Raw genomic sequence first — 18,257 nt, 5'->3', positions numbered from 1 at the left:
CTAACGCTGTGTCGTCCTTTTCCCGCCCCGCATCGCGCGATGCGTCCGGCGGGAGAGGAGGACGGAGAACGCGCCTTCAGGCCGGCCCCGTCTCGACGGGGCGGGCGGGATCCGAGCCCCATTCCGCCCACGAGCCGTCGTAGAGAGCCCGCGGTGGCCGCCCGAGCGTCTCCAGCGCCAGCGCGACGATGGCCGCGGTCACGCCGGAGCCGCAGGTCGTGATGACGGGCTGGCCGAGATCGACCCCAGCCTCGGCGATCGCCGCGCGCAGGGAGGCTTCGTCCCGCAGGCGGCCATTGGCCTGGAGGGCGGCGTAGTGGAGGTTCTTGGCGCCGGGCATGTGGCCGGGGCGCACGCCCGCGCGCGGCTCGGCCTCCTCGCCGCGGAAGCGCGGCCCGGAGCGGGCATCGACCACCTGGACCGTGCCGCCGGCCAGGGCCCGGGCGATATCGCCCGCATCGGCCACGGCGCCGTTGTCGAGCCGTGCGGTGAAGTGGCGCCGGTCCCGCGGGCGGCTCTCGCCGTCCTCGGTCGGGTAGCCGGCCGCGATCCAGGCCGGCAGGCCGCCTTCCAGGATCGAAACGTCGCGCATGCCGAAGGTCTGCAGCATCCAGCGCACCCGCGGAGCCGAGAACAGGCCCATCCCGTCATAGACGACCACCTGCGCCCCGTCGCCGAAGCCGAGCGCCCGCATCCGCGAGGAGAACACCTCGGGCCGGGGCAGCATGTGCGGCAGGGAAGATTCGGTGTCGCTCATCGCGTCGAGGTCGAAGCGGATGGCACCGGGAACATGCGCCGCCCGATACTCGGCCTCGGCGTCGCGCCCCTGCGCCGGCAGGTACCACGAGGCGTCGAGCACGACGATGTCGGGCGCGCTCAGGCGCTGGTGCAGCCAGTCCGGCGTCACGAAGGGCGATGTCGTCATGGATCTCCTCGCTCGCGAGCCTGCCCCGGAGGTCAGACACCACATCCGGCATCGGCGAGGTTTCGGCAAGGCCGGGGATGGGAAACCCCCGCGTCACCGCGTCCCGTTTGTCCGGCGCCCTTTCGCCGGCCTGCGGGCGGCCCGATCTTGCGGTATGCCTCGATCGAGAGAGGCGAGGAGCCGAAGCGACGTGCGAGAGACCTATCACATCGAGGTGCTCGGCCCCGAGGAGGCCGACGCGCCGGGGGGCGTCCAACAACGGATCTCGGTCCGTACACCGACCCGGGAGGGCGCCGAGGAGCGCGCGCGGCGGATGTTCGCCCGGGCGCGGGTGCCCCAGCGCACCCGTCCGGCCGCCGAGGCGGTGCGGGTGATCGACGGCGCGGGAATCGAGGTCTTCCGGATGAGCCGGTTCGACGAAGGATAGGGCCAAGCCGCATCGATGCGGCCCCACGAGCGAGACCTCGTGGAGCCGCACCGATCATTTTCGCGCCGCGGGCGGCCGGACGCTGCTCAGGCGAAGGTGCCGTCGCCGAAGGTCGAACGGCCCTCGACGGCGCCGTATTCGAGATAGTGCTGCAGGGGGTTCAGGCCCGCTGCCGCCACATCCCCGTAGGCCGCGAGGTAGGCCTTGGTATCGAACTGCGCCGAGGGATCGCGTCCCTCCTTCCAGCCATAGGTCAGGTAGTGTTCGAGGGGGTTGATGCCGGCCGCCGCGACATCGGTATAGACCGCGAGATAGCCCTTGGTGTCGAAGAAGGCGTTCGGATCGCGGCCCTCGCGCCAGCCGTAATCGTCGTAGTGCTGCTCGGCGTCGTTGCCGTTCCGGTAAACGTCGCCGTAGCGGCTGAAGTAGAACAGGTCGTCGACGACCGCGTTGCCGTCGCCCTGTACGATCGCGCGGTCGGCGAACTCGAAGATCTCCGTGTTCTTGACCGTATCGGTCGAATTCTGGCCGCCGATTATGGACAGGGTGCCGGCCGACGAGACCTGGGCATCGGCGAAGTTGAAGGCGAACACCGCCGTGTCGGTGCCGGCCGCCCCGTCGAGGATATTGGCGCCCGAGCCGCCCGACATCCGGTCGTCGCCGAAATCGCCGAAGACGGTGTCGTTGCCGGCGTCCCCGAACAGGAGGTCGTTGCCCGCGTCGCCGACGACGAGGTCGTCGCCGTCGCCGCCGCGGACGGTGTCGTTGTCATCGCCGCCGGCCACGAAGTCGTTGCCCGCCTCGCCGACGACGAGGTCGGCGCCCGCCTCGCCGACCAGGAAGTCGTTCCCCGATCCGCCGTACAGGGCATCGTCACCGGGATTGCCGGCCGCGTAGTCGTCGCCGTCCTGACCGTAGATCGTGTCGTTGCCGGCCTCGCCGATGATCTGGTCTGCGCCGTTCCCGCCGAAGATCGTGTCGTTGCCCGGCCCGCCGGCGATGAAATCGAGACCGGTGCCGCCGGTGATCGTGTCGTTGCCGTCCTGGCCGTCGATCCGGTTGAAGCCAGCCGCGTCGGAAATGGTGTCGTTCCCGAGCAATCCGAGGATGATGTCGTCGCCGGCCGTGCCGTTGAGAATGTTGTCCCCGTTCGTTCCTGAAATGATCGCCATCGTCTGTCTCCTGCCCACAGAGCTGCCAAGCAGCCGTCCGGGCATCCAATGCAGACGTGGAGCGGTTCCCCCTCAGTCGAATATTTTTATTCAACGCAATAAATGATAAAATTAGGCGCAGATTGCCGATGATAATTTCAAATGATGGAATTTAGACTTGAGCGTTTCAAGCTTCTCCGTCGGGTTGCGGTCCGAAAGCTGTTTTGCGGCGCGAGCACGTTCTTCGACGCGGCGATCGTCCGTGGCGGCCGGCCCACCGTCGGGTGGGGCATAGTCCGGGTTAGGGCATAGTCATTGACTTCGCAGGTGCAACGTCGCATATCGCAGGTGCAGCGTCAGCGGCCGAACGGGGTCGCTTGAGGGGGCTGCGTGACGGTTCGCGTCTCGTTTCGAGATCGCGCCCCGGCCCCTCTCTTCAACGTGCATGCACCCCAGGCTGCCCCATCACGCGGGCCGCCTTCCGGACCGACGGACCCGTCGAAGATCCCGTGTGAGCCTTGCTCGCCGGCCCGGGTTCAGCTGCCTCGAAAGTACCCACTTGACCCAGTTTACCGATTTCGGCCTCGCCGAGCCCGTCCTGCGCGCGCTTGCCGAGGCCGGCTACGTGACGCCGACGCCGATCCAGTCGCAGGCCATTCCGGCCGCGATGGAGGGCCGTGACCTCTGCGGCATCGCCCAGACCGGCACCGGCAAGACGGCCGCCTTCGCCCTGCCGATCCTGCACCGCCTTTCGCTCGACAACCGCCGCGCCCCCCGCCGCGGCTGCCGCGTTCTCGTTCTCTCGCCGACCCGCGAGTTGGCGAGCCAGATCGCCGAGAGCTTCGCCGACTATTCCCGCCACCTGCCCTACACCAACACGGTCGTGTTCGGCGGCGTGAACATCAGCCGTCAGGAGCGCGCGGTCGCGCCGGGCGTCGACATCCTCGTCGCCACGCCGGGCCGCCTGATCGACCTCGTCGACCGGCGGGCGCTGACGCTCGAAGGCGTCGAGATCCTCGTCCTCGACGAGGCCGACCAGATGCTCGACCTCGGCTTCATCCACGCGCTCAAGCGCATCGTGAAGATGCTGCCGGCGCGGCGCCAGAGCCTGTTCTTCTCGGCCACCATGCCGAAGAACATCGCCGGGCTCGCCGACCAGTATCTCTCCAACCCGGTGCAGGTTGCGGTGACGCCCGTGGCGACCACCGCCGAGCGCGTGGAGCAGCAGGTCATCTTCTGCCACACCGGCGCCAAGCAGGCGCTGCTCAACCACATCCTGCGCGATCCCAAGATCGAGCGCGTGCTCGTCTTCACCCGCACCAAGCACGGCGCGGACCGGGTGGTGCGCGGCCTCGACAAGGCCGGCATCGTCGGCGCGGCGATCCACGGCAACAAGAGCCAGCCGCAGCGCGAGCGGGCACTGGCCGCCTTCCGCGACGGCTCCTGCCGGGTGCTGGTCGCCACCGACATCGCCGCCCGCGGCATCGATGTCGAGGGTGTGACCCACGTCGTGAACTACGACCTGCCGAACGTCCCCGAATCCTACGTCCACCGGATCGGCCGTACGGCCCGCGCCGGCGCCGAGGGTCAGGCGATCTCGTTCTGCAACGACGAGGAGCGCGCGTATCTCCGCGACATCGAGCGGACCACGCGCCAGAAGGTGCCGGTCGCCGGCTTCCCGGAGGGCTTCGCGCCCCCGTCCCGCCAGGAGGCGCAGGAGACCGCCGCCGAGGAGGCGCGCCGTCCGCCGCGCCAGCCGCAGGGCCGTCCCGGCCAGCGCCAGGGCCGCCCCGGCGGTCGCGGTGGTGAGGGGCGTGGAGAGGGACGCGGCGAGCCGCGCGCGCAGGAGGGCCGTGGCGGTCGTCCGGGTCAGCCGGGTCACAGGCAGGACCAGCGCTCCGGTGCGCCGCGCTCCGACGCTCCGCGGCCCGATCAGCGCCGTCCCGAGCGGGCCGGCGAGAGTCGCCCCCAGGCGGCCCGGCCCCAGGGCGCACGTCCGCAGGGCGGCCGTCCGAACGGCGGCGCCCGTCGCCCCGACGGCCAGCCCGCCCGCTCCGGCGGGGAGGGCGGCCGCGCGATCGGCTGGCTCGACCGCGCTCCGCGCTCCTGATCGGTTCAGCGAGCCTTCCGTCCCTCACGAAACGCCCGCTGAGCCGTCCGCGTAAGGATGGGTTCCGAGCGGGCGCTTCTTGAGACGGTCCGAATCGATCCTTTCGGCGCGGGATGCGTTCTATCCCGCGCCGCGCTTTTTTCGACGCGCGGTCCGGCGGGAGGGATGCGGGATGCGCTTCGAACTCTATCGCGACGCGGGCGGCGAGTGGCGCTGGCGCCTGCGGGTGCAGAACGGCAACGTCATCGCCGATTCCGGCGAGGGCTATGTCCGCCGGGAGGATTGCGAGCACGCCATCGCCCTGGTGAAGCGCAGCGGCGAGGCGTCCACCGTCGACATGACGATGAAGATCGCCTGATCGCCGCCCCGCTCGGGCGGGACTCCGCGAAACCCTTTCGGTCCCTCGCGCGTTTGGGCCTCGGCGGCGTGTCGGCAGAGGCATGTCCGTTCGCGATTGCCGTAGAGGGAATGCAGACTTGCTGAAAAAACTCCTGATCGCCGCGCTGATGGCCCTCGGCCTCGTCGCGGTCGCCCCGCAGGGCGCTTCGGCCGCCCCGGTCGGCCCGGCCGCTGCCCTCGTCGCCGACGCGGCACCGGTCGCCGCCGAGAAGGCGCAGTACTACCGTCGCGGCTGGGGTCCGCGTCCGTATTACGGCCGCCGTTTCTACGGCCCGCGCCCGTTCTACCGTCGCCCGTATTACGGCCGCCGCTTCTACGGTGGTCCGCGCCGGTTCTACGGCCCGCGCCGGTTCTACTACTGAGCCGAACCGCGCGCCCGGCGAAGCGGGCGCGCGATCGAGACGGCCCGACATCGAAGACCCCGGAGCCTCGCCCCGGGGTTTTTTCTCGGGCGACGGTCTCGGCGTCGTTGTCGCCGGGGCGCTGGCCGCCGGAGGTCGAACCGTTATAGGATCATCCCTTGCCGAGCCGGCCCGCATCAGACGGGCCGCTCCGGAGGACGCCCGATGATCGATCTCGTGACGCGGCAGCAGCGCGCGGCGGCGCGCTTCCGCAGCCTGTCCTGGCAGGACATCCCCCTCGAATTCTTCGTCTGCGCGGCGGCGATCTTCCTCGCCGCCGGCCTGAAGCTCGCCGGGATCATGCCCTGAGACGAGCTTCGGGCCGGCCCTGGCGCGCATCCTGCGGCCGTGCTTGGCTCCCATCAACGAGTCGCGGACGGGGGAGGGAGCGATGACGCAGGCGATCGATGGGGACGAGGAGCATCCGATCGGCGACCTGACGGTGCGCACCATCGCCATGCCCGCCGACACCAACGCCAATGGCGACATCTTCGGCGGCTGGGTGCTCTCGCAGATGGATCAGGCCGGCGGCATCGCCGGGGTCGAGCGGGCCCAGGGGCGGGTCGTCACCGTGGCGGTCGATGCGATGACCTTCATCCGCCCCGTGCGCGTCGGGGACGTGCTGTGCGTCTACACCCGGATCGGCCATGTCGGGCGCACCTCGATGAAGATCCACCTCGAAGCCTGGGCGCGCCGCTTCCAGACCCAGTTCCGAGAGAAGGTGACGGAGGCGACCTTCACCTTCGTCGCCATCGACGACGAGGGCCGGCCGCGCCCGATCCCCGTCCAGACCTGAGCGGGCCCGCATTGGCGCTTCGCCCGGCGGCAGGCTAGAACCGGACGAGAGCCGTCCAAGAGAGCCAGACGAGTCCGCATGCCCGCTACGCCCCGCGCCGCGATCATCCCGGTCACCCCGTTCCAGCAGAACTGCACCCTGATCTGGGACGACGCCACGAAGGTCGGCGCGGTGGTCGATCCGGGCGGGGATCTCGACCGTATCGAGGCGGCCATCCGATCGCAGGGCGTCACCGTCGAGAAGATCCTGCTGACGCACGGCCATATCGACCATGCCGGCGGCGCCGCGGAGCTGAAGGAACGGCTGGGCGTGCCCGTCGAGGGGCCGCACGAGGCGGACAAGTTTCTGCTCGACTCGCTGCCCGAGGTAGGCGCGAGCTACGGTCTCGAAGGCGCCCGCGCGATCGCGCCGGACCGCTGGCTGAACGAGGGCGACGCCGTCACCGTCGGCGGCCTGACCTTCGACATCTGGCACGCCCCCGGCCATTCTCCGGGCAGCGTCGTCTTCATGAGCCGCGACGCCCGCTTCGCCCTGGTCGGCGACGTGGTGTTCCAGGGCTCGGTCGGCCGCACCGACCTGCCCGGAGGCAGCCACGAGCAACTCATCCGCATGATCAAGGAGAAGGTGCTGCCGCTCGGCGACGACGTGGCCTTCATTCCCGGCCACGGGCCGACCGGCACGCTGGGACAGGAGCGGGCGACGAACCCGTTCCTGCAGGACTGACCGGCAGGGATGCTGGTGATCAGGCGCCGCTGGGCGGCACCCGCGCGGCAGGTCTGCAAGCCTCTCGGCGCGCCTAACGGAGGATTAACGAGAACCGCGTCACAAAGCGGGCCGTAGCGGCGCTTTCCCGACGCGAAAAGCGATGCAAAATCAGGGGGGAACGCCTATATGAATTCGATACGGAGATAGCAGGCACGCCCGGCCCGGCCGGTGTCGAAAAGAGGCTCGCGAGCCGCCTGCCCGAGGAATTTCATGGCTGACTCCCCGAACACCGAACACGCCGATAGCTACGGCGCGGAATCGATCCGCGTTCTCAAGGGCCTGGATGCCGTGCGCAAGCGGCCCGGCATGTATATCGGCGACACCGACGACGGTTCCGGCCTCCACCACATGATCTACGAGGTGGTGGACAACGCCATCGACGAGGCGCTGGCCGGCCATGCCGACCTCGTGACCGTGACGCTCAACGCCGACGGCTCCGTGACGGTCTCCGACAACGGGCGCGGCATCCCCACCGACATCCACAAGGAGGAGGGGGTCTCGGCGGCCGAGGTCATCATGACCCAGCTCCATGCCGGCGGTAAGTTCGACCAGAACTCCTACAAGGTCTCGGGCGGCCTGCACGGCGTCGGCGTCTCGGTCGTCAACGCGCTCTCCACAAGCCTCAAGCTGCGGATCTGGCGCGCTGGCAAGGAGCACCGGATGGAATTCCGCCACGGCGACGCGGTGGCGCCGCTGGAGGTGGTCGGCCCGGCGGGCGACCGGCGCGGCACGGAGGTGACCTTCCTGCCCTCGACCGAAACCTTCACGATGACGGAGTTCGACTATCCGACGCTGGAGAAGCGCCTGCGCGAACTCGCCTTCCTGAATTCGGGCGTGCGCATCGTGCTCACCGACGCCCGCCACGCCGAACACAAGCGCGAGGAGCTCTGCTACGAGGGCGGCGTCGAGGCCTTCGTGCGCTATCTCGACCGCTCCCGCAAACCGGTCGACGGCATGGCCAAGCCCGTGACCGTGCTCGGCGAGCGCGACGGCATCCGCGTCGAGGTGGCGTTCTGGTGGAACGACTCCTTCAACGAGACGGTCCTGCCCTTCACCAACAACATCCCGCAACGCGACGGCGGCACGCATATGGCGGGGTTCCGTGCCGCCCTGACGCGCCAGATGACCGGCTACGCCGAGTCCTCCGGCATCGCCAAGAAGGAGAAGGTCTCGCTCACCGGCGACGATTGCCGCGAGGGGCTGACCGCGGTCATCTCGGTGCAGGTGCCCGATCCGAAATTCTCCTCGCAGACCAAGGACAAGCTCGTCTCGTCCGAAGTGCGCCCGGCGGTCGAGAACATCCTCAACGAGGGACTCTCGACCTGGCTGGAGGAGAATCCGGCCCAGGCACGCTCGGTGATGGCGAAGGTGGTGCTGGCGGCGGCTGCCCGCGAGGCGGCGCGCAAGGCCCGCGAGACCATCACCCGCAAGGGCGCGCTCGACATCGCCTCGCTGCCCGGCAAGCTCGCCGATTGCCAGGAGCGCGATCCGTCGAAGTGCGAGTTGCTGCTGGTGGAGGGCGATTCGGCCGGCGGCTCGGCCAAGCAGGGCCGCGACCGCACCTTCCAGGCGGTTCTGCCGCTGCGCGGAAAGATCCTGAACGTCGAGCGGGTACGCGCCGACCGGATGCTGTCCTCGGCCGAGATCGGCACGCTGATCACGGCGCTCGGCGCCGGCATCGGCCGATCGAGCACCGACCGCGAGGGCTTCAACCCGGACAAGCTGCGCTACCACCGCATCATCATCATGACCGATGCGGACGTGGACGGCTCGCACATCCGAACCCTGCTCCTGACGTTCTTCTTCCGCCAGATGCCGGAGCTGATCGAGCGCGGGCACCTCTACATCGCCCAGCCGCCGCTCTACAAAGCGGAACGGGGGCGGCGCGTGCTCTACCTCAAGGACGAGCGGGCGCTGGAAGACTACCTGATCGATCAGGGCGTCGAGGGTGCCGTGCTGCGGCTCGCTTCCGGCACCGAGTTCGGTGGCGCGCAGCTCAAGACCCTGGTGGAGGAGGCCCGCGCCTTCCGCGGCATCCTCGGCAGCCTCCACACCCGCTACGACCGCGCCGTGGTCGAGCAGGCGGTTCTGGCGGGCGCCTTCGAAAAGGACGCGGCCGAGCATCCCGGCGAGGCAGAGGTGCTGGCCGACCGCACCGCCAAGCGGCTCGACCGGATCGCCGACGAGATCGAGAAGGGCTGGACCGGCGCGGCCTCGGAGGGCGGCTACGTCTTCAGCCGCACCCTGCGCAGCGTCACCCAGGTCGCGAATCTCGACGCTACGCTGCTCTCCTCGCAGGAGGCGCGCCGCCTCGCCGAGCGGGCCGAGACCCTGCGTGAGATCTACGCCGAGCCGGTGACGCTGGCCCGCAAGGGCGACGAGACCGAACTCTACGGCCCCGTCGGTCTGTTCGAGGCGGTGATGGCTTTCGGCCGCAAGGGGCTGCAGCTGCAGCGCTACAAGGGGCTGGGGGAGATGACCGCCCAGCAGCTCTGGGAGACGACGCTCGACCGCGACGTGCGCTCGCTGCTGCAGGTGAAGGTCAAGGATACGACCGACGCCGACGACCTATTCGTCAAGCTGATGGGCGACGTGGTCGAGCCGCGGCGCGAGTTCATCCAGGAAAACGCACTCAGCGTGGCCAATCTCGACGTGTAATCTGGCCGGCGGCGCGGGATCAGACCCGCGCCGCCGAGAGGCCGTCCGGCAAGCCCTCGTACGAGCTGACGAGGAAGGCCCGCGCCCGGCTGACGCGGCTCTTCACCGTGCCGACCTGACAGCCGAGCTGCTCGGCGGCCTCCTCGTAGGTGAAGCCTTCCGCTCCCACGAGGAGCAGGGCCTGCCGCTGCGGCAGCGGCAATGTACCGATCAGGTTCATCACCATGCGCAGACCCGCCGCGTGCTCCTGATCCGGATGCGCCGTGAGCGTACCGGCATGAACGCCGTCGGCATCTTCCACCTCCCGGCGGCCCTTGCGCACTTCGGTGTAGAATTGGTTGCGCAGGATCGTGAACAGCCAGGCCGTGAAGTTGGTGCCCGGTGTGAAGCGTTCTCGGTTCGCCCAAGCCTTGACCATCGTTTCCTGAACCAGATCGTCGGCCCGGGCCGGATTGGCGGTGAGCGAGATCGCGAAGGTTCGCAGCATCGGCAGGGCCTTCACGAGATCGTCCCGGAAGATCACTTCCATCCGACCGCCATGGACGGCGAGTGCCGCCTCGAAGTGCTGGATGAGTTCGGCCAACCGGTTTGGAAGAGGGGCTTGTCCGGCTAGATCGAAGTAGTCGCGCAGGGCCAGGGCGAGGTGACCGGGCACGGCTTTTGCCGCTTCGCCCCGGTTTTCACCGGGAGCTTCTGGCAAGAGGGGGTGCGTCGGGTCGTCGATCATCCGAAGGGGAGCCTCGGGTTGCGTCGGGGAGTGTTCGAAGTAGTCCCTGTTCGGTAGCAATTGAAAAATGAACTGACTCTAAACGGACGCTTCGACACAGCGATTGCCTCTCGTCCCGTCGAGCAAAGTCACGGGTTGGGAAGATTTTTTTGTTTCCAAAGGTGTCTGAGAAACTGACCGCTCGGCGTCAGCGGAGGCTGAACATTGCCGTCAGGGACGCTTCTGCTCCAAGGCCGATCGCGCGAAGCTTGGCCTGAACCGATCAATCCGGATTGCCGGTCGGTGGAATGTCCATCGGTCGAAGTCAGAGGCTCGGTTGCCGCGAAAGTTGGATCGCGCAGGCCAGGAGGGTCCGGAATGGCTCGCGCGGAAGCCGGCCCAGCTCCTCTTGGCGGCCGGAGCGCCCGTCTTAGTTTCACGAGCCTAGCGCGGCTGTTTTCGGCGGGAGTCTCAGGATGCTTGAAGAATTCAAGAAATTTGCCTTGCGCGGCAACGTGGTCGATCTCGCCGTCGGCGTGATCATCGGCGCCGCTTTCGGCGCCATCGTCAATTCGCTGGTGCAGGACATCATCATGCCGATCGTCGGCGCGATCACCGGTGGGCTCGATTTCTCGAACTACTACATCCCGCTCTCATCGAAGGTGCAGGCCGGCATGGCCTATGCCGATGCCAAGAAGGTCGGCGCGGTGGTCGGCTACGGCCAGTTCCTTACGCTCGCCGTCAACTTCACCATCGTCGCCTTCGTGCTTTTCCTCGTGATCCGCGCCATGAACTCTCTGAAGTCGCGCGAGGAGGCCAAGCCGGAGCCCGTGGCCGAGGTGCCGGCGGACGTAAAGCTCCTGTCGGAGATTCGCGATCTCCTGGCCGCTCGGCGGGGCTGAGCCCGTCCTCAGAGCTTGGTCGCGTCGTTATCCGGCGGCGCGATCCCGAAGGCGTCGAGGATGCGGTCGAGCGCCTGCTCGACGGCCTCGGTGCCTTCCTCGTGGGTCTTCAGCCGGGTTTCCAGCCGACGGATCTGCGGCTCGAATTTCGGCGGCACGGCCGGCTGCTCGTCGCCGAGATAGCGCGGTTCGGGCGCCGCCTCGGTAAGGACGCCGCGCAACTCGTGGCCGAGATGGTCGCGCACGGATTCCGGCAGGGGCGGGCTGTCGGAGGCGTTCTCAGGCGTCGGATTGGGCGTGGTCATCGTCTGTCCTGATCGGGGCGCGGAGGTCTCGTGGACTTCAACGATTGAAGACGGACAGCGTTGCGAACGATCTCGCCGGGCCGGTTTCGCAAACGTGCGAGACGACACCGAAACCCGGAGGCTCGAACACTCGACATCGGCCGAATGGATGCAGAAGGGCCGTCTCACTCAACAAAACGGCCCCGGCACAGTAGGTGCCGGGGCCGGATCGAGCCGCATCAGGACGTGCGGCGATGTCCGCGATCGTTAGTCGAGCACTTCGATGACCCGGTGGCGGCCATCAACCAGTACCGGCCGATCGTTCACCACGGTGTAGCGGGTGCCGCGGGTGACCTTGTACTCCGAGGGAACCTCGTAATAGGTCACGCCGGAATCGGGCAGGGTGCTGCCGACCGCGAGGCGACCGTCGTAATCGTAGGAGCGCACATTGCGCTCGCGAACGTAGGAGCGGAAGCGCGGACGGTCGTCGACGCCGAGAATACCGCCGATCGTGCCGGTAGCCGCGCCGACCGCGCCGCCGACGATACCGCCGATCGGGCCGGCCGCCGCCGCGCCCTCCTCGGCTCCGCGCTCAGCACCGCGCAGGGTGCCCTGAGCCTGGGCCGCCATGGGCAGGGAGAGGGCGAGGGCCGAGGCGGCGAGCAGGGTCTTGATCTTCATTCGTAGTTCTCCGTCGTTGCGACGTTCACCGCACCGTGAGTGCAGCGAAGCATGCCCCAACAACGCCCGATCCGCGGATAGGGATGCACGAAAAGGTGAGAAAGGCCGAGATTGCTTCCGATCCCTCGGACCGGAGATGACGCTTCGCCGAGTGCGTCTTCGCGGCTGCACGAATCTTTCCCGCTCAGGCGGGGCGCGTCCGCGCGAGGAAGTCGGCGAGGCGCGCCAGGGCGCTCTCGATGTTCTCGGCGGAGTTGGCGTAGGAGAGGCGCAGGTAGCCCTCGCCGTGGATGCCGAAATCGGGTCCGCCGATCACGGCCACGCCCGCCTCCTCCAGAAGCGCGGAGGCGAGCGCCTTCGCCTTCCAACCGGTCCCGGCGACATTCGGGAAGGCGTAGAAAGCCCCCTTGGGCACGATGCAGGACAGGCTGGGAATGGCGTTGAGGCCGTTCACGATGAGGGTACGGCGGCGGTCGAAGGCCGCCATCATCTCGGTCACGCAGTCCTGCGGCCCGTCGAGCGCCGCGACTCCGGCCCATTGCGCGGCGGCGTTCACGCAGGAGAACGAATTCACCGCGAGCTTGCGGGCGGCGTCGTAGAGCGGCTTCGGCCAGACCGACCAGCCGAGACGCCAGCCCGTCATCGCGTAGGTCTTCGAGGCGCCGTCGAGATAGATCAGCCGGTCACGGAGTTCGGGATAGCCCAGAAGCGAGACGTGCGCCTGCCCGTCATAGGTCATCGTGCCGTAGATCTCGTCCGAGAGCACGGCGAGATCCGGATAGGCCGCCAGGCCCTTCACCAGGGCATCGATCTCCGCCTTCGGCGTCACGCCGCCGGTCGGGTTGGCCGGCGAATTGACGATCAGCAAGCGCGTGCGCTCGGTGACGAGGGACAAGGTCTCCTGCGCCGAGACGGCGAAGCCGTTGGCCTCGCGGATCGGCACCGGCACCGGGGTGGCCCCGGTGAACTCGATCATCGAGCGGTAGATCGGAAAACCCGGATCGGGGTAGAGGATCTCGGCGCCGGGCTCGCCGAACATCAGGATCGCCATGAACATGGTGACCTTGCCGCCCGGCACCACCATGACCGAATCGGGCGAGACCTCGACGCCGTGGCGCCGAAGGATGTCGCGCGCCACCGCCTCGCGCAGGGGCGGGATGCCGACGGCCGGCGTGTAGCCGTGATGGCCGTCGCGCAGGGCCTTGACGCCCGCTTCCACGATGTGGGCCGGCGTTGGAAAATCCGGCTGGCCGATGCCGAGATTGACGATGTCCCGGCCCTGGGCCGCCAGAGCGCCCGCGCGGGCGAGGACGGCGAAGGCGTTCTCCTCGCCGATCCGGCCGAAGGCGGGGACGACCTGCATCACGACCTGCGGCCCTCGCTCAGAAGCGCGGACGGGCTGCTCCGCTTCAGGCGTGCGTGCGGTCGGCGAGTCGGCTCGCGGCGTAGGACATCGCGCCGCCGACGACGAACAGGATCGCGAAGGTCTTCACGGTCGCCCAGAACAGGGCCGGCTCGATCCCCGTATCGAGGTAGAGCAGGGCGCAGATCGCGGCGATGGGGAGAAGCAGAAGGGACAGGAGCGGAACCAGCGGGTTCATACGACGACACTCGCTCAACAGGAGGGACCGCAAGGCGGCGCGGACGAAGATCAGGCAGCGGCGGTCTTAGCATCGCCGTTCCACCCGAGGAAGCTCCCGTCGGCTCAGAATCTCGACGCTCACGCTTCGACGACGGCTGAACAGGCGTCAGGCGGGGATCCGCACCGTCGCCCGCAGGCCCCCGAGGGGACTGTCCTGCAGCGAGACGTCGCCGCCATGCGCCCTGGCGATGTCGCGGGCGATGGCGAGGCCGAGACCCGAGCCGCCCGCATCCTGGCGCGCGTCGTCGAGCCGCACGAACGGCTTGAACACCTCTTCCCGGCTCTCGACCGGGATGCCCGGCCCGTCGTCGTCGATCGAGACGAGGAAGGAGCGGTGCTCGCGCTTGCCCGAGATCGCCACGGTGTCGGCGTAGCGCGCGGCGTTGGCGGCGAGGTTGAACAGGCAGCGCCGGAAGGCGTCGGGCCGTACCGTCACCGTCGGGTGCCCGTCGAGTTCGACCGCCTCGACATGGGCGCCCAGCCGCTCCACGTCGCTGCGCAGATCCTCCAGCATGGTGCGCATGTCGGTCTCGGCGGCGGTCTCGGCGGAATCGCCGCGGGCGAAGGCGAGGTAGCCCTCCAGCATCCGGCTCATCTCGTCCACGTCGCGCTGGAGATCCTCCACCTCCGGCGTCTGCTCGACCAGGGCCAGCGAGAGCTTGAAGCGGGTGATGATGGTGCGCAGGTCGTGGCTCACGCCGTTGAGCATGGCCGTGCGCTGTTCCATGGCGCGCTCGATGCGTCGCTTCATCTCGATGAAGGCGTGGCCCGCCTGCCGGACCTCGCGGGCGCCGCGGGGCTTGAACTCGATCTCCCGCCCCTTGCCGAACCCCTCCGCCACCGCCGAGAGCCTCAGGATCGGCTTGATCTGGTTGCGCAAAAAAAGGATCGCCACGCCGAGCAGCACCAGCGACGAGCCGGTCATCCAGAGCAGGAAGATGTGCGAGTTCGAGGCGTAGGCCTGGTTGCGGCGGGCGGTGATCCGCATCACGCCCTCGGGAATCGCGACTCGGATCTCGATCAGGTTCGAGCGGCCCACGGTGTCGATCCAGAACGGCCGGCGGATCTGGCGCCGGATCTCGTCGGACAGCACCTCGTCGAGGATCGAGAAGAACGGCCGCGGCCCCGGGCTCGGCAGCTTGGCCCCCTTGAGGATGTCGACATCGAGGTTCAGGCGCTCGCCGGCGATGCGCCCGAGCGTCTCGGCGTTCTTGTCCTGCGGATAGGACTCGTAGATGTCCATGAGTGCGGCGACATCGGCGGTGACGGCCGCCGAGAGGCGCCGCGTCACGAGCTGCCAGTGCCGCTCCATGAAGGTGTAGGCGATCACCGATTGCAGCAGCACCATCGGCGCGATGATGATGATCAGCGAGCGGGCGTAGAGACCCTTGGGCAGCACGTCGCCGACGGCGCGGCTGACGCGCCGCCAGATCCTCCGGACCCGGCCGAACGGCCCGGTCAGGGCGCCGGTCGGACGGGATGCGGTCGCGGTGGGGCCGGCGGGGGCCGCCATGTCGTGCCTCAATCGAGGGCGAGGCGGTAGCCGACGCCGCGCACGGTGTGCAGGAAGCTCGGATTGGCCGGGTCCGGCTCGATCTTACGGCGCAGGCGGTTGATCTGCACGTCGATGGTGCGCTCGGCCGCCAGACCGCCATTGCCGGCCAGCGTCTCACGCTCGACATTGCCGCCGCGCGCCTGCGCCAGCATGGTCAGGATCTCCCGCTCGCGCTCGGTGATCTTCACCGGCTCGCTGTCGCGGCGCAGCTCGCCCCGGTCCGCGCGGAAGCTGAAGGGGCCGAAGCTCACCGCCTCGTCGCCGATGGGGCGGCTCTGGGGCGCCGAGGCGTGGCGGCGGATGATGTTGTTGAGCCGAAGGATCAGCTCGCGCGGCTCGAAGGGTTTGGGCAGGTAGTCGTCGGCGCCGATCTCCAGGCCCGTCACCCGGTCGTTCGGGTTGGAGCGGGCCGTCAGCATCAGGATCGGCACCCGCGAGGTCTCGCGCACGGAGCGGGCATAGTCGAAGCCGCTCTCGCCCGGCATCATCACATCGAGCACCAGGGCGTCGAAGACGAAGCATTGGCCGCGCGAGCGCGCCTCGGCCGCGCTCGCTGCGGCCGTGACGCGGAACCCCTGCTCGCAGAGGAAGCGGGAGAGGAGTTCGCGCACCCGGCGGTCGTCGTCGACGAGCAGGATGTGCGGCGCGTGGTCCGGCAGTTCCGTTCGGGCCCGGAGGGCATTCCCCGCGGACATCAGGCGCGCACCGTGGCGCGGCGGGCCATCAGGCGGCGGATGGCGGCGCGCTCGGCCGGTTCGATCATCGCGAGCAGGAAGTCCTGGGCGGAGGCCGCGCGGGCGTCGCGGTCGCGCTCGCCCTCGTCTGCCTCGGCCGGCGCGTCGAGCGCGCGGACGATCCGGCGGACCTGAACGCGGGTGAGGTCGGCCGTCAGCGCCCGCCCGGACGGCGTGCAGAACAGGAGCCGCTGGCGCCGGTCGCTGGTTCCGGTCCGCTGCTCGACATAGCCCTGGTCGATCAAGTCCTTCAGCACCCGGTTGAGACTCTGCTTGGTGATGCGCAGGATATCGAGGAGTTCGGCGATGGTGAGGCCGGGATAGCGATCGACGAAATGCAGCACCCGGTGATGCGCCCGCCCGAAGCCGTACTGCGCCAGGATCCGGTCGGGATCGGCGACGAAATCGCGATACGCGAAGAACAGGAGCTCGATCAGGTCGTCGCTCTCGCCACCCGCCTCCGTCACCCGGCCCGGGAACGGGTCCTCGGCGGCCGGCTGAATGGCCATCTCGGCGCTTCTCGTCATCACGCGGGTCACGTCGGGGACACCTCGGTCGGCGGCGGATGGAGGAGCTTGGGCCGGGTCGGGAAGATAAGTCAGTGTTGTTGACATATCTCAGCCTCGTTGCTACCCGTCAACCCGTCCGGCTGCGCCCGCTCCCCACGACGACGAGCGGCGGCGCGCCGGTTTTCCGACCACCTGCGACCCCGCGGCCCTGGATCCGCTGAAGGCCGCGCAGAGGAACTTCGAGAGATGTCCGTGATCCCGTTCGACGAGCGCGAGGGCACGATCTGGTTCGACGGTGCCATGGTGCCGTGGCGCGAGGCGAAGATCCACGTGCTCAGCCACGGCCTCCACTACGGATCGGCGGTGTTCGAGGGCGAGCGGGCCTATGGCGGCCGGATCTTCAAGAGCCGGGAGCATTCCGAGCGCCTGCTCCGCTCGGCACAGCTGCTCGATTTCGAGATCCCGTTCTCCGTCGACGAGATCGAGGCGGCCAAGGCGCAGGTGCTGACCACCAGCGGCCTGAAGGACGCCTATCTGCGCCCCGTGGCGTGGCGCGGCTCCGAGATGATGGGCGTCGCGGCGCAGAAGAACACCATCCACCTCGCCATCGCCGCCTGGGAATGGCCGAGCTACTTCGACCCGGCGACCAAGATGAAGGGCATCCGCCTCGACATCGCCGATTACCGCCGCCCCGATCCGCGCACGGCCCCCTCCACCTCGAAGGCGGCGGGCCTCTACATGATCTGCACGATCTCCAAGCACCGGGCCGAGAACAAGGGCTACGCCGACGCCCTGATGCTCGACTGGGAGGACAACGTCGCCGAATGCACCGGCGCCAACGTCTTCTTCATCGCCGACGGCGTGATCCATACGCCAGAGGCCGACCGCTTCCTCAACGGGCTCACCCGCCAGACGGTGATCGAACTGGCCAAGCGCCGCGGCGTCCGGGTGGTGGAGCGGCGCATCCGGCCCGAGGAGATGGCCGATTTCTCCGAGTGCTTCATCACAGGCTCGGCGGCCGAGGTGACCCCGGTGGCCGAGATCGGCCCCTACCGCTTCACGCCCGCCGCCCTGACCAAGACGCTGATGGACGATTACCTCGCCGAGGTGCAGCCGCAGGCCGCAGCGGCCTGAGCACTGATCGAGGTTCCGGGTGTAAGGCACTCGGAACCTCGCCCGCCGCGCCGCGTTCCTGGACAGAACATTCCATGAACGATGTGAGCGTGTCGATGACCGGCAAGACCACGAAGAACCAGGCGCAGGCCGAGAACCCCAAATCCGATCCGACGGACGAGTCGAACCGGATCAAGGATCCCGACGAGTGGACGACCGGAGCCGAGCCGATGACCGGCGCCCAGGCCTCCTATCTCAAGACGCTGTCCGAGCAGGCGAAGTCCCCGGACGCCTTCGAGGCCGACCTCGACAAGGCAGAAGCCTCCAAGCGCATCGACGCGCTGCGCAAGGAGACGGGCAAGGACTGAACTCGCCCCACGAAACGCGCGGCGATGGACGCCCTCGGTCGTGTCCCGGATGGTGGTGTAGCTGAGGGGTGGTCATCGGCGGTTGCCGGGTAGGGTCGGGTTGCGACGACCAACCTCGAACCCGAGAGACC

The 18,257-nt window shown here is 68.7% G+C and carries 21 protein-coding genes; 11 read left to right on the top strand and 10 right to left on the bottom strand.

The features are described 5' to 3' along the window. Positions 1-76 precede the first annotated feature (76 nt). Positions 77-925 (bottom strand): 3-mercaptopyruvate sulfurtransferase, encoded by an 849-nt coding sequence (sseA, locus tag BY998_RS21660; protein WP_110353770.1) that lies wholly within the window; start codon positions 923-925, stop codon positions 77-79. Between the two features lie 190 nt (positions 926-1,115). Between sseA and BY998_RS21655 the strand changes: the two genes are divergently transcribed. Then, positions 1,116-1,352: a hypothetical protein gene (locus tag BY998_RS21655; RefSeq protein ID WP_110353769.1), complete on the top strand. Its 237-nt coding sequence runs from the start codon at positions 1,116-1,118 to the stop codon at positions 1,350-1,352. Between the two features lie 86 nt (positions 1,353-1,438). Here the strand turns inward: BY998_RS21655 and BY998_RS21650 are convergent, their stop codons facing one another. Then, positions 1,439-2,524, bottom strand: coding sequence for a calcium-binding protein (locus BY998_RS21650; RefSeq protein WP_110353768.1), 1,086 nt, complete (start codon positions 2,522-2,524; stop codon positions 1,439-1,441). Between the two features lie 538 nt (positions 2,525-3,062). Between BY998_RS21650 and BY998_RS21645 the strand changes: the two genes are divergently transcribed. The 7 genes from BY998_RS21645 (at position 3,063) to gyrB (ending at position 9,632) form a co-directional block, all read left to right on the top strand. Continuing rightward, entirely contained in the window at positions 3,063-4,613 is a 1,551-nt protein-coding gene (locus tag BY998_RS21645; protein ID WP_110353767.1) for a DEAD/DEAH box helicase, read from the top strand. 172 nt (positions 4,614-4,785) lie between these two features. Continuing rightward, the gene (locus tag BY998_RS21640) at positions 4,786-4,971 is read left to right on the top strand and encodes a DUF1508 domain-containing protein (protein ID WP_110353766.1); all 186 of its coding nucleotides are present in this window, start codon (positions 4,786-4,788) and stop codon (positions 4,969-4,971) included. A gap of 118 nt (positions 4,972-5,089) precedes the next feature. Further along, complete coding sequence (locus tag BY998_RS21635; RefSeq protein ID WP_110353765.1) at positions 5,090-5,374, top strand: hypothetical protein; 285 nt, start codon at positions 5,090-5,092, stop codon at positions 5,372-5,374. Between the two features lie 204 nt (positions 5,375-5,578). Then, entirely contained in the window at positions 5,579-5,722 is a 144-nt protein-coding gene (locus tag BY998_RS24515; protein ID WP_181425589.1) for a hypothetical protein, read from the top strand. A gap of 82 nt (positions 5,723-5,804) precedes the next feature. Continuing rightward, positions 5,805-6,209 carry an acyl-CoA thioesterase gene (locus BY998_RS21630; protein ID WP_110353764.1) on the top strand — a complete coding sequence of 135 codons (405 nt, stop codon included), beginning with the start codon at positions 5,805-5,807 and terminating at the stop codon, positions 6,207-6,209. A gap of 78 nt (positions 6,210-6,287) precedes the next feature. Next, positions 6,288-6,932 carry an MBL fold metallo-hydrolase gene (locus BY998_RS21625; RefSeq protein ID WP_110353763.1) on the top strand — a complete coding sequence of 215 codons (645 nt, stop codon included), beginning with the start codon at positions 6,288-6,290 and terminating at the stop codon, positions 6,930-6,932. Between the two features lie 252 nt (positions 6,933-7,184). After that, positions 7,185-9,632, top strand: a complete 2,448-nt coding sequence (gene gyrB / locus BY998_RS21620) for a DNA topoisomerase (ATP-hydrolyzing) subunit B (protein WP_110353762.1) — start codon at positions 7,185-7,187, stop codon at positions 9,630-9,632. Positions 9,633-9,651: 19 nt separating this feature from the next. Here the strand turns inward: gyrB and BY998_RS21615 are convergent, their stop codons facing one another. Beyond that, positions 9,652-10,359 carry a sigma-70 family RNA polymerase sigma factor gene (locus BY998_RS21615; RefSeq protein ID WP_110353761.1) on the bottom strand — a complete coding sequence of 236 codons (708 nt, stop codon included), beginning with the start codon at positions 10,357-10,359 and terminating at the stop codon, positions 9,652-9,654. Positions 10,360-10,814: 455 nt separating this feature from the next. Here BY998_RS21615 and mscL point away from each other — a divergent pair, with 455 nt between their 5' ends. After that, positions 10,815-11,240 carry a large conductance mechanosensitive channel protein MscL gene (mscL, locus tag BY998_RS21610; protein WP_110353760.1) on the top strand — a complete coding sequence of 142 codons (426 nt, stop codon included), beginning with the start codon at positions 10,815-10,817 and terminating at the stop codon, positions 11,238-11,240. 8 nt (positions 11,241-11,248) lie between these two features. Here mscL and BY998_RS21605 read toward each other — a convergent pair whose 3' ends face one another. The 7 genes from BY998_RS21605 to BY998_RS21575 all read right to left on the bottom strand — a co-directional run bounded on the left by BY998_RS21605 (position 11,249) and on the right by BY998_RS21575 (position 16,675). Further along, positions 11,249-11,545, bottom strand: coding sequence for a hypothetical protein (locus BY998_RS21605; RefSeq protein ID WP_110353759.1), 297 nt, complete (start codon positions 11,543-11,545; stop codon positions 11,249-11,251). A 246-nt stretch (positions 11,546-11,791) separates the two neighbouring features. After that, positions 11,792-12,205, bottom strand: coding sequence for a DUF1236 domain-containing protein (locus BY998_RS21600; RefSeq protein WP_110353758.1), 414 nt, complete (start codon positions 12,203-12,205; stop codon positions 11,792-11,794). 184 nt (positions 12,206-12,389) lie between these two features. Then, positions 12,390-13,571, bottom strand: coding sequence for a pyridoxal phosphate-dependent aminotransferase (locus BY998_RS21595; RefSeq protein WP_110353757.1), 1,182 nt, complete (start codon positions 13,569-13,571; stop codon positions 12,390-12,392). Positions 13,572-13,614: 43 nt separating this feature from the next. Further along, positions 13,615-13,806: a hypothetical protein gene (locus tag BY998_RS21590; protein WP_110353756.1), complete on the bottom strand. Its 192-nt coding sequence runs from the start codon at positions 13,804-13,806 to the stop codon at positions 13,615-13,617. A 147-nt stretch (positions 13,807-13,953) separates the two neighbouring features. Next, positions 13,954-15,360, bottom strand: coding sequence for an ATP-binding protein (locus BY998_RS21585; RefSeq protein WP_110353755.1), 1,407 nt, complete (start codon positions 15,358-15,360; stop codon positions 13,954-13,956). A gap of 8 nt (positions 15,361-15,368) precedes the next feature. Further along, complete coding sequence (locus BY998_RS21580) at positions 15,369-16,097, bottom strand: response regulator transcription factor (RefSeq protein WP_110353754.1); 729 nt, start codon at positions 16,095-16,097, stop codon at positions 15,369-15,371. Then, on the bottom strand, positions 16,097-16,675 hold the full coding sequence (locus BY998_RS21575) for a MarR family transcriptional regulator (protein ID WP_110353753.1): 579 nt from the start codon (positions 16,673-16,675) through the stop codon (positions 16,097-16,099). Before BY998_RS21575 ends, BY998_RS21580 begins: the two co-directional genes overlap by 1 nt. Positions 16,676-16,891: 216 nt before the next feature. On the opposite strand from BY998_RS21575, the gene BY998_RS21570 reads away from it, so the two are divergent. Together BY998_RS21570 and BY998_RS21565 are read left to right on the top strand one after the other, a co-directional pair. After that, entirely contained in the window at positions 16,892-17,779 is an 888-nt protein-coding gene (locus BY998_RS21570) for a branched-chain amino acid aminotransferase (RefSeq protein ID WP_110353752.1), read from the top strand. A gap of 74 nt (positions 17,780-17,853) precedes the next feature. Then, positions 17,854-18,126, top strand: coding sequence for a DUF3072 domain-containing protein (locus BY998_RS21565; RefSeq protein ID WP_181425588.1), 273 nt, complete (start codon positions 17,854-17,856; stop codon positions 18,124-18,126). Positions 18,127-18,257 lie beyond the last annotated feature (131 nt).

Source organism: Methylobacterium sp. B4 (genome assembly GCF_003201865.1).
GTDB lineage: Bacteria > Pseudomonadota > Alphaproteobacteria > Rhizobiales > Beijerinckiaceae > Methylobacterium.
This window is presented reverse-complemented; position numbering and strand designations above follow the sequence as displayed.

What these genes read in the sequence shown, in the direction of transcription:
- BY998_RS21590 (WP_110353756.1), bottom strand. Translation starts at nt 13,806, where the DNA reads ATGAACCCGCTGGTTCCGCTCCTGTCCCTTCTGCTTCTCCCCATCGCC.
- BY998_RS21580 (WP_110353754.1), bottom strand. Translation starts at nt 16,097, where the DNA reads ATGTCCGCGGGGAATGCCCTCCGGGCCCGAACGGAACTGCCGGACCAC.
- BY998_RS21565 (WP_181425588.1), top strand. Translation starts at nt 17,854, where the DNA reads ATGAACGATGTGAGCGTGTCGATGACCGGCAAGACCACGAAGAACCAG.
- BY998_RS21615 (WP_110353761.1), bottom strand. Translation starts at nt 10,359, where the DNA reads ATGATCGACGACCCGACGCACCCCCTCTTGCCAGAAGCTCCCGGTGAA.
- BY998_RS21570 (WP_110353752.1), top strand. Translation starts at nt 16,892, where the DNA reads ATGTCCGTGATCCCGTTCGACGAGCGCGAGGGCACGATCTGGTTCGAC.
- BY998_RS24515 (WP_181425589.1), top strand. Translation starts at nt 5,579, where the DNA reads ATGATCGATCTCGTGACGCGGCAGCAGCGCGCGGCGGCGCGCTTCCGC.
- BY998_RS21625 (WP_110353763.1), top strand. Translation starts at nt 6,288, where the DNA reads ATGCCCGCTACGCCCCGCGCCGCGATCATCCCGGTCACCCCGTTCCAG.
- sseA (WP_110353770.1), bottom strand. Translation starts at nt 925, where the DNA reads ATGACGACATCGCCCTTCGTGACGCCGGACTGGCTGCACCAGCGCCTG.
- BY998_RS21605 (WP_110353759.1), bottom strand. Translation starts at nt 11,545, where the DNA reads ATGACCACGCCCAATCCGACGCCTGAGAACGCCTCCGACAGCCCGCCC.
- gyrB (WP_110353762.1), top strand. Translation starts at nt 7,185, where the DNA reads ATGGCTGACTCCCCGAACACCGAACACGCCGATAGCTACGGCGCGGAA.
- BY998_RS21650 (WP_110353768.1), bottom strand. Translation starts at nt 2,524, where the DNA reads ATGGCGATCATTTCAGGAACGAACGGGGACAACATTCTCAACGGCACG.
- mscL (WP_110353760.1), top strand. Translation starts at nt 10,815, where the DNA reads ATGCTTGAAGAATTCAAGAAATTTGCCTTGCGCGGCAACGTGGTCGAT.
- BY998_RS21600 (WP_110353758.1), bottom strand. Translation starts at nt 12,205, where the DNA reads ATGAAGATCAAGACCCTGCTCGCCGCCTCGGCCCTCGCCCTCTCCCTG.
- BY998_RS21630 (WP_110353764.1), top strand. Translation starts at nt 5,805, where the DNA reads ATGACGCAGGCGATCGATGGGGACGAGGAGCATCCGATCGGCGACCTG.
- BY998_RS21640 (WP_110353766.1), top strand. Translation starts at nt 4,786, where the DNA reads ATGCGCTTCGAACTCTATCGCGACGCGGGCGGCGAGTGGCGCTGGCGC.
- BY998_RS21585 (WP_110353755.1), bottom strand. Translation starts at nt 15,360, where the DNA reads ATGGCGGCCCCCGCCGGCCCCACCGCGACCGCATCCCGTCCGACCGGC.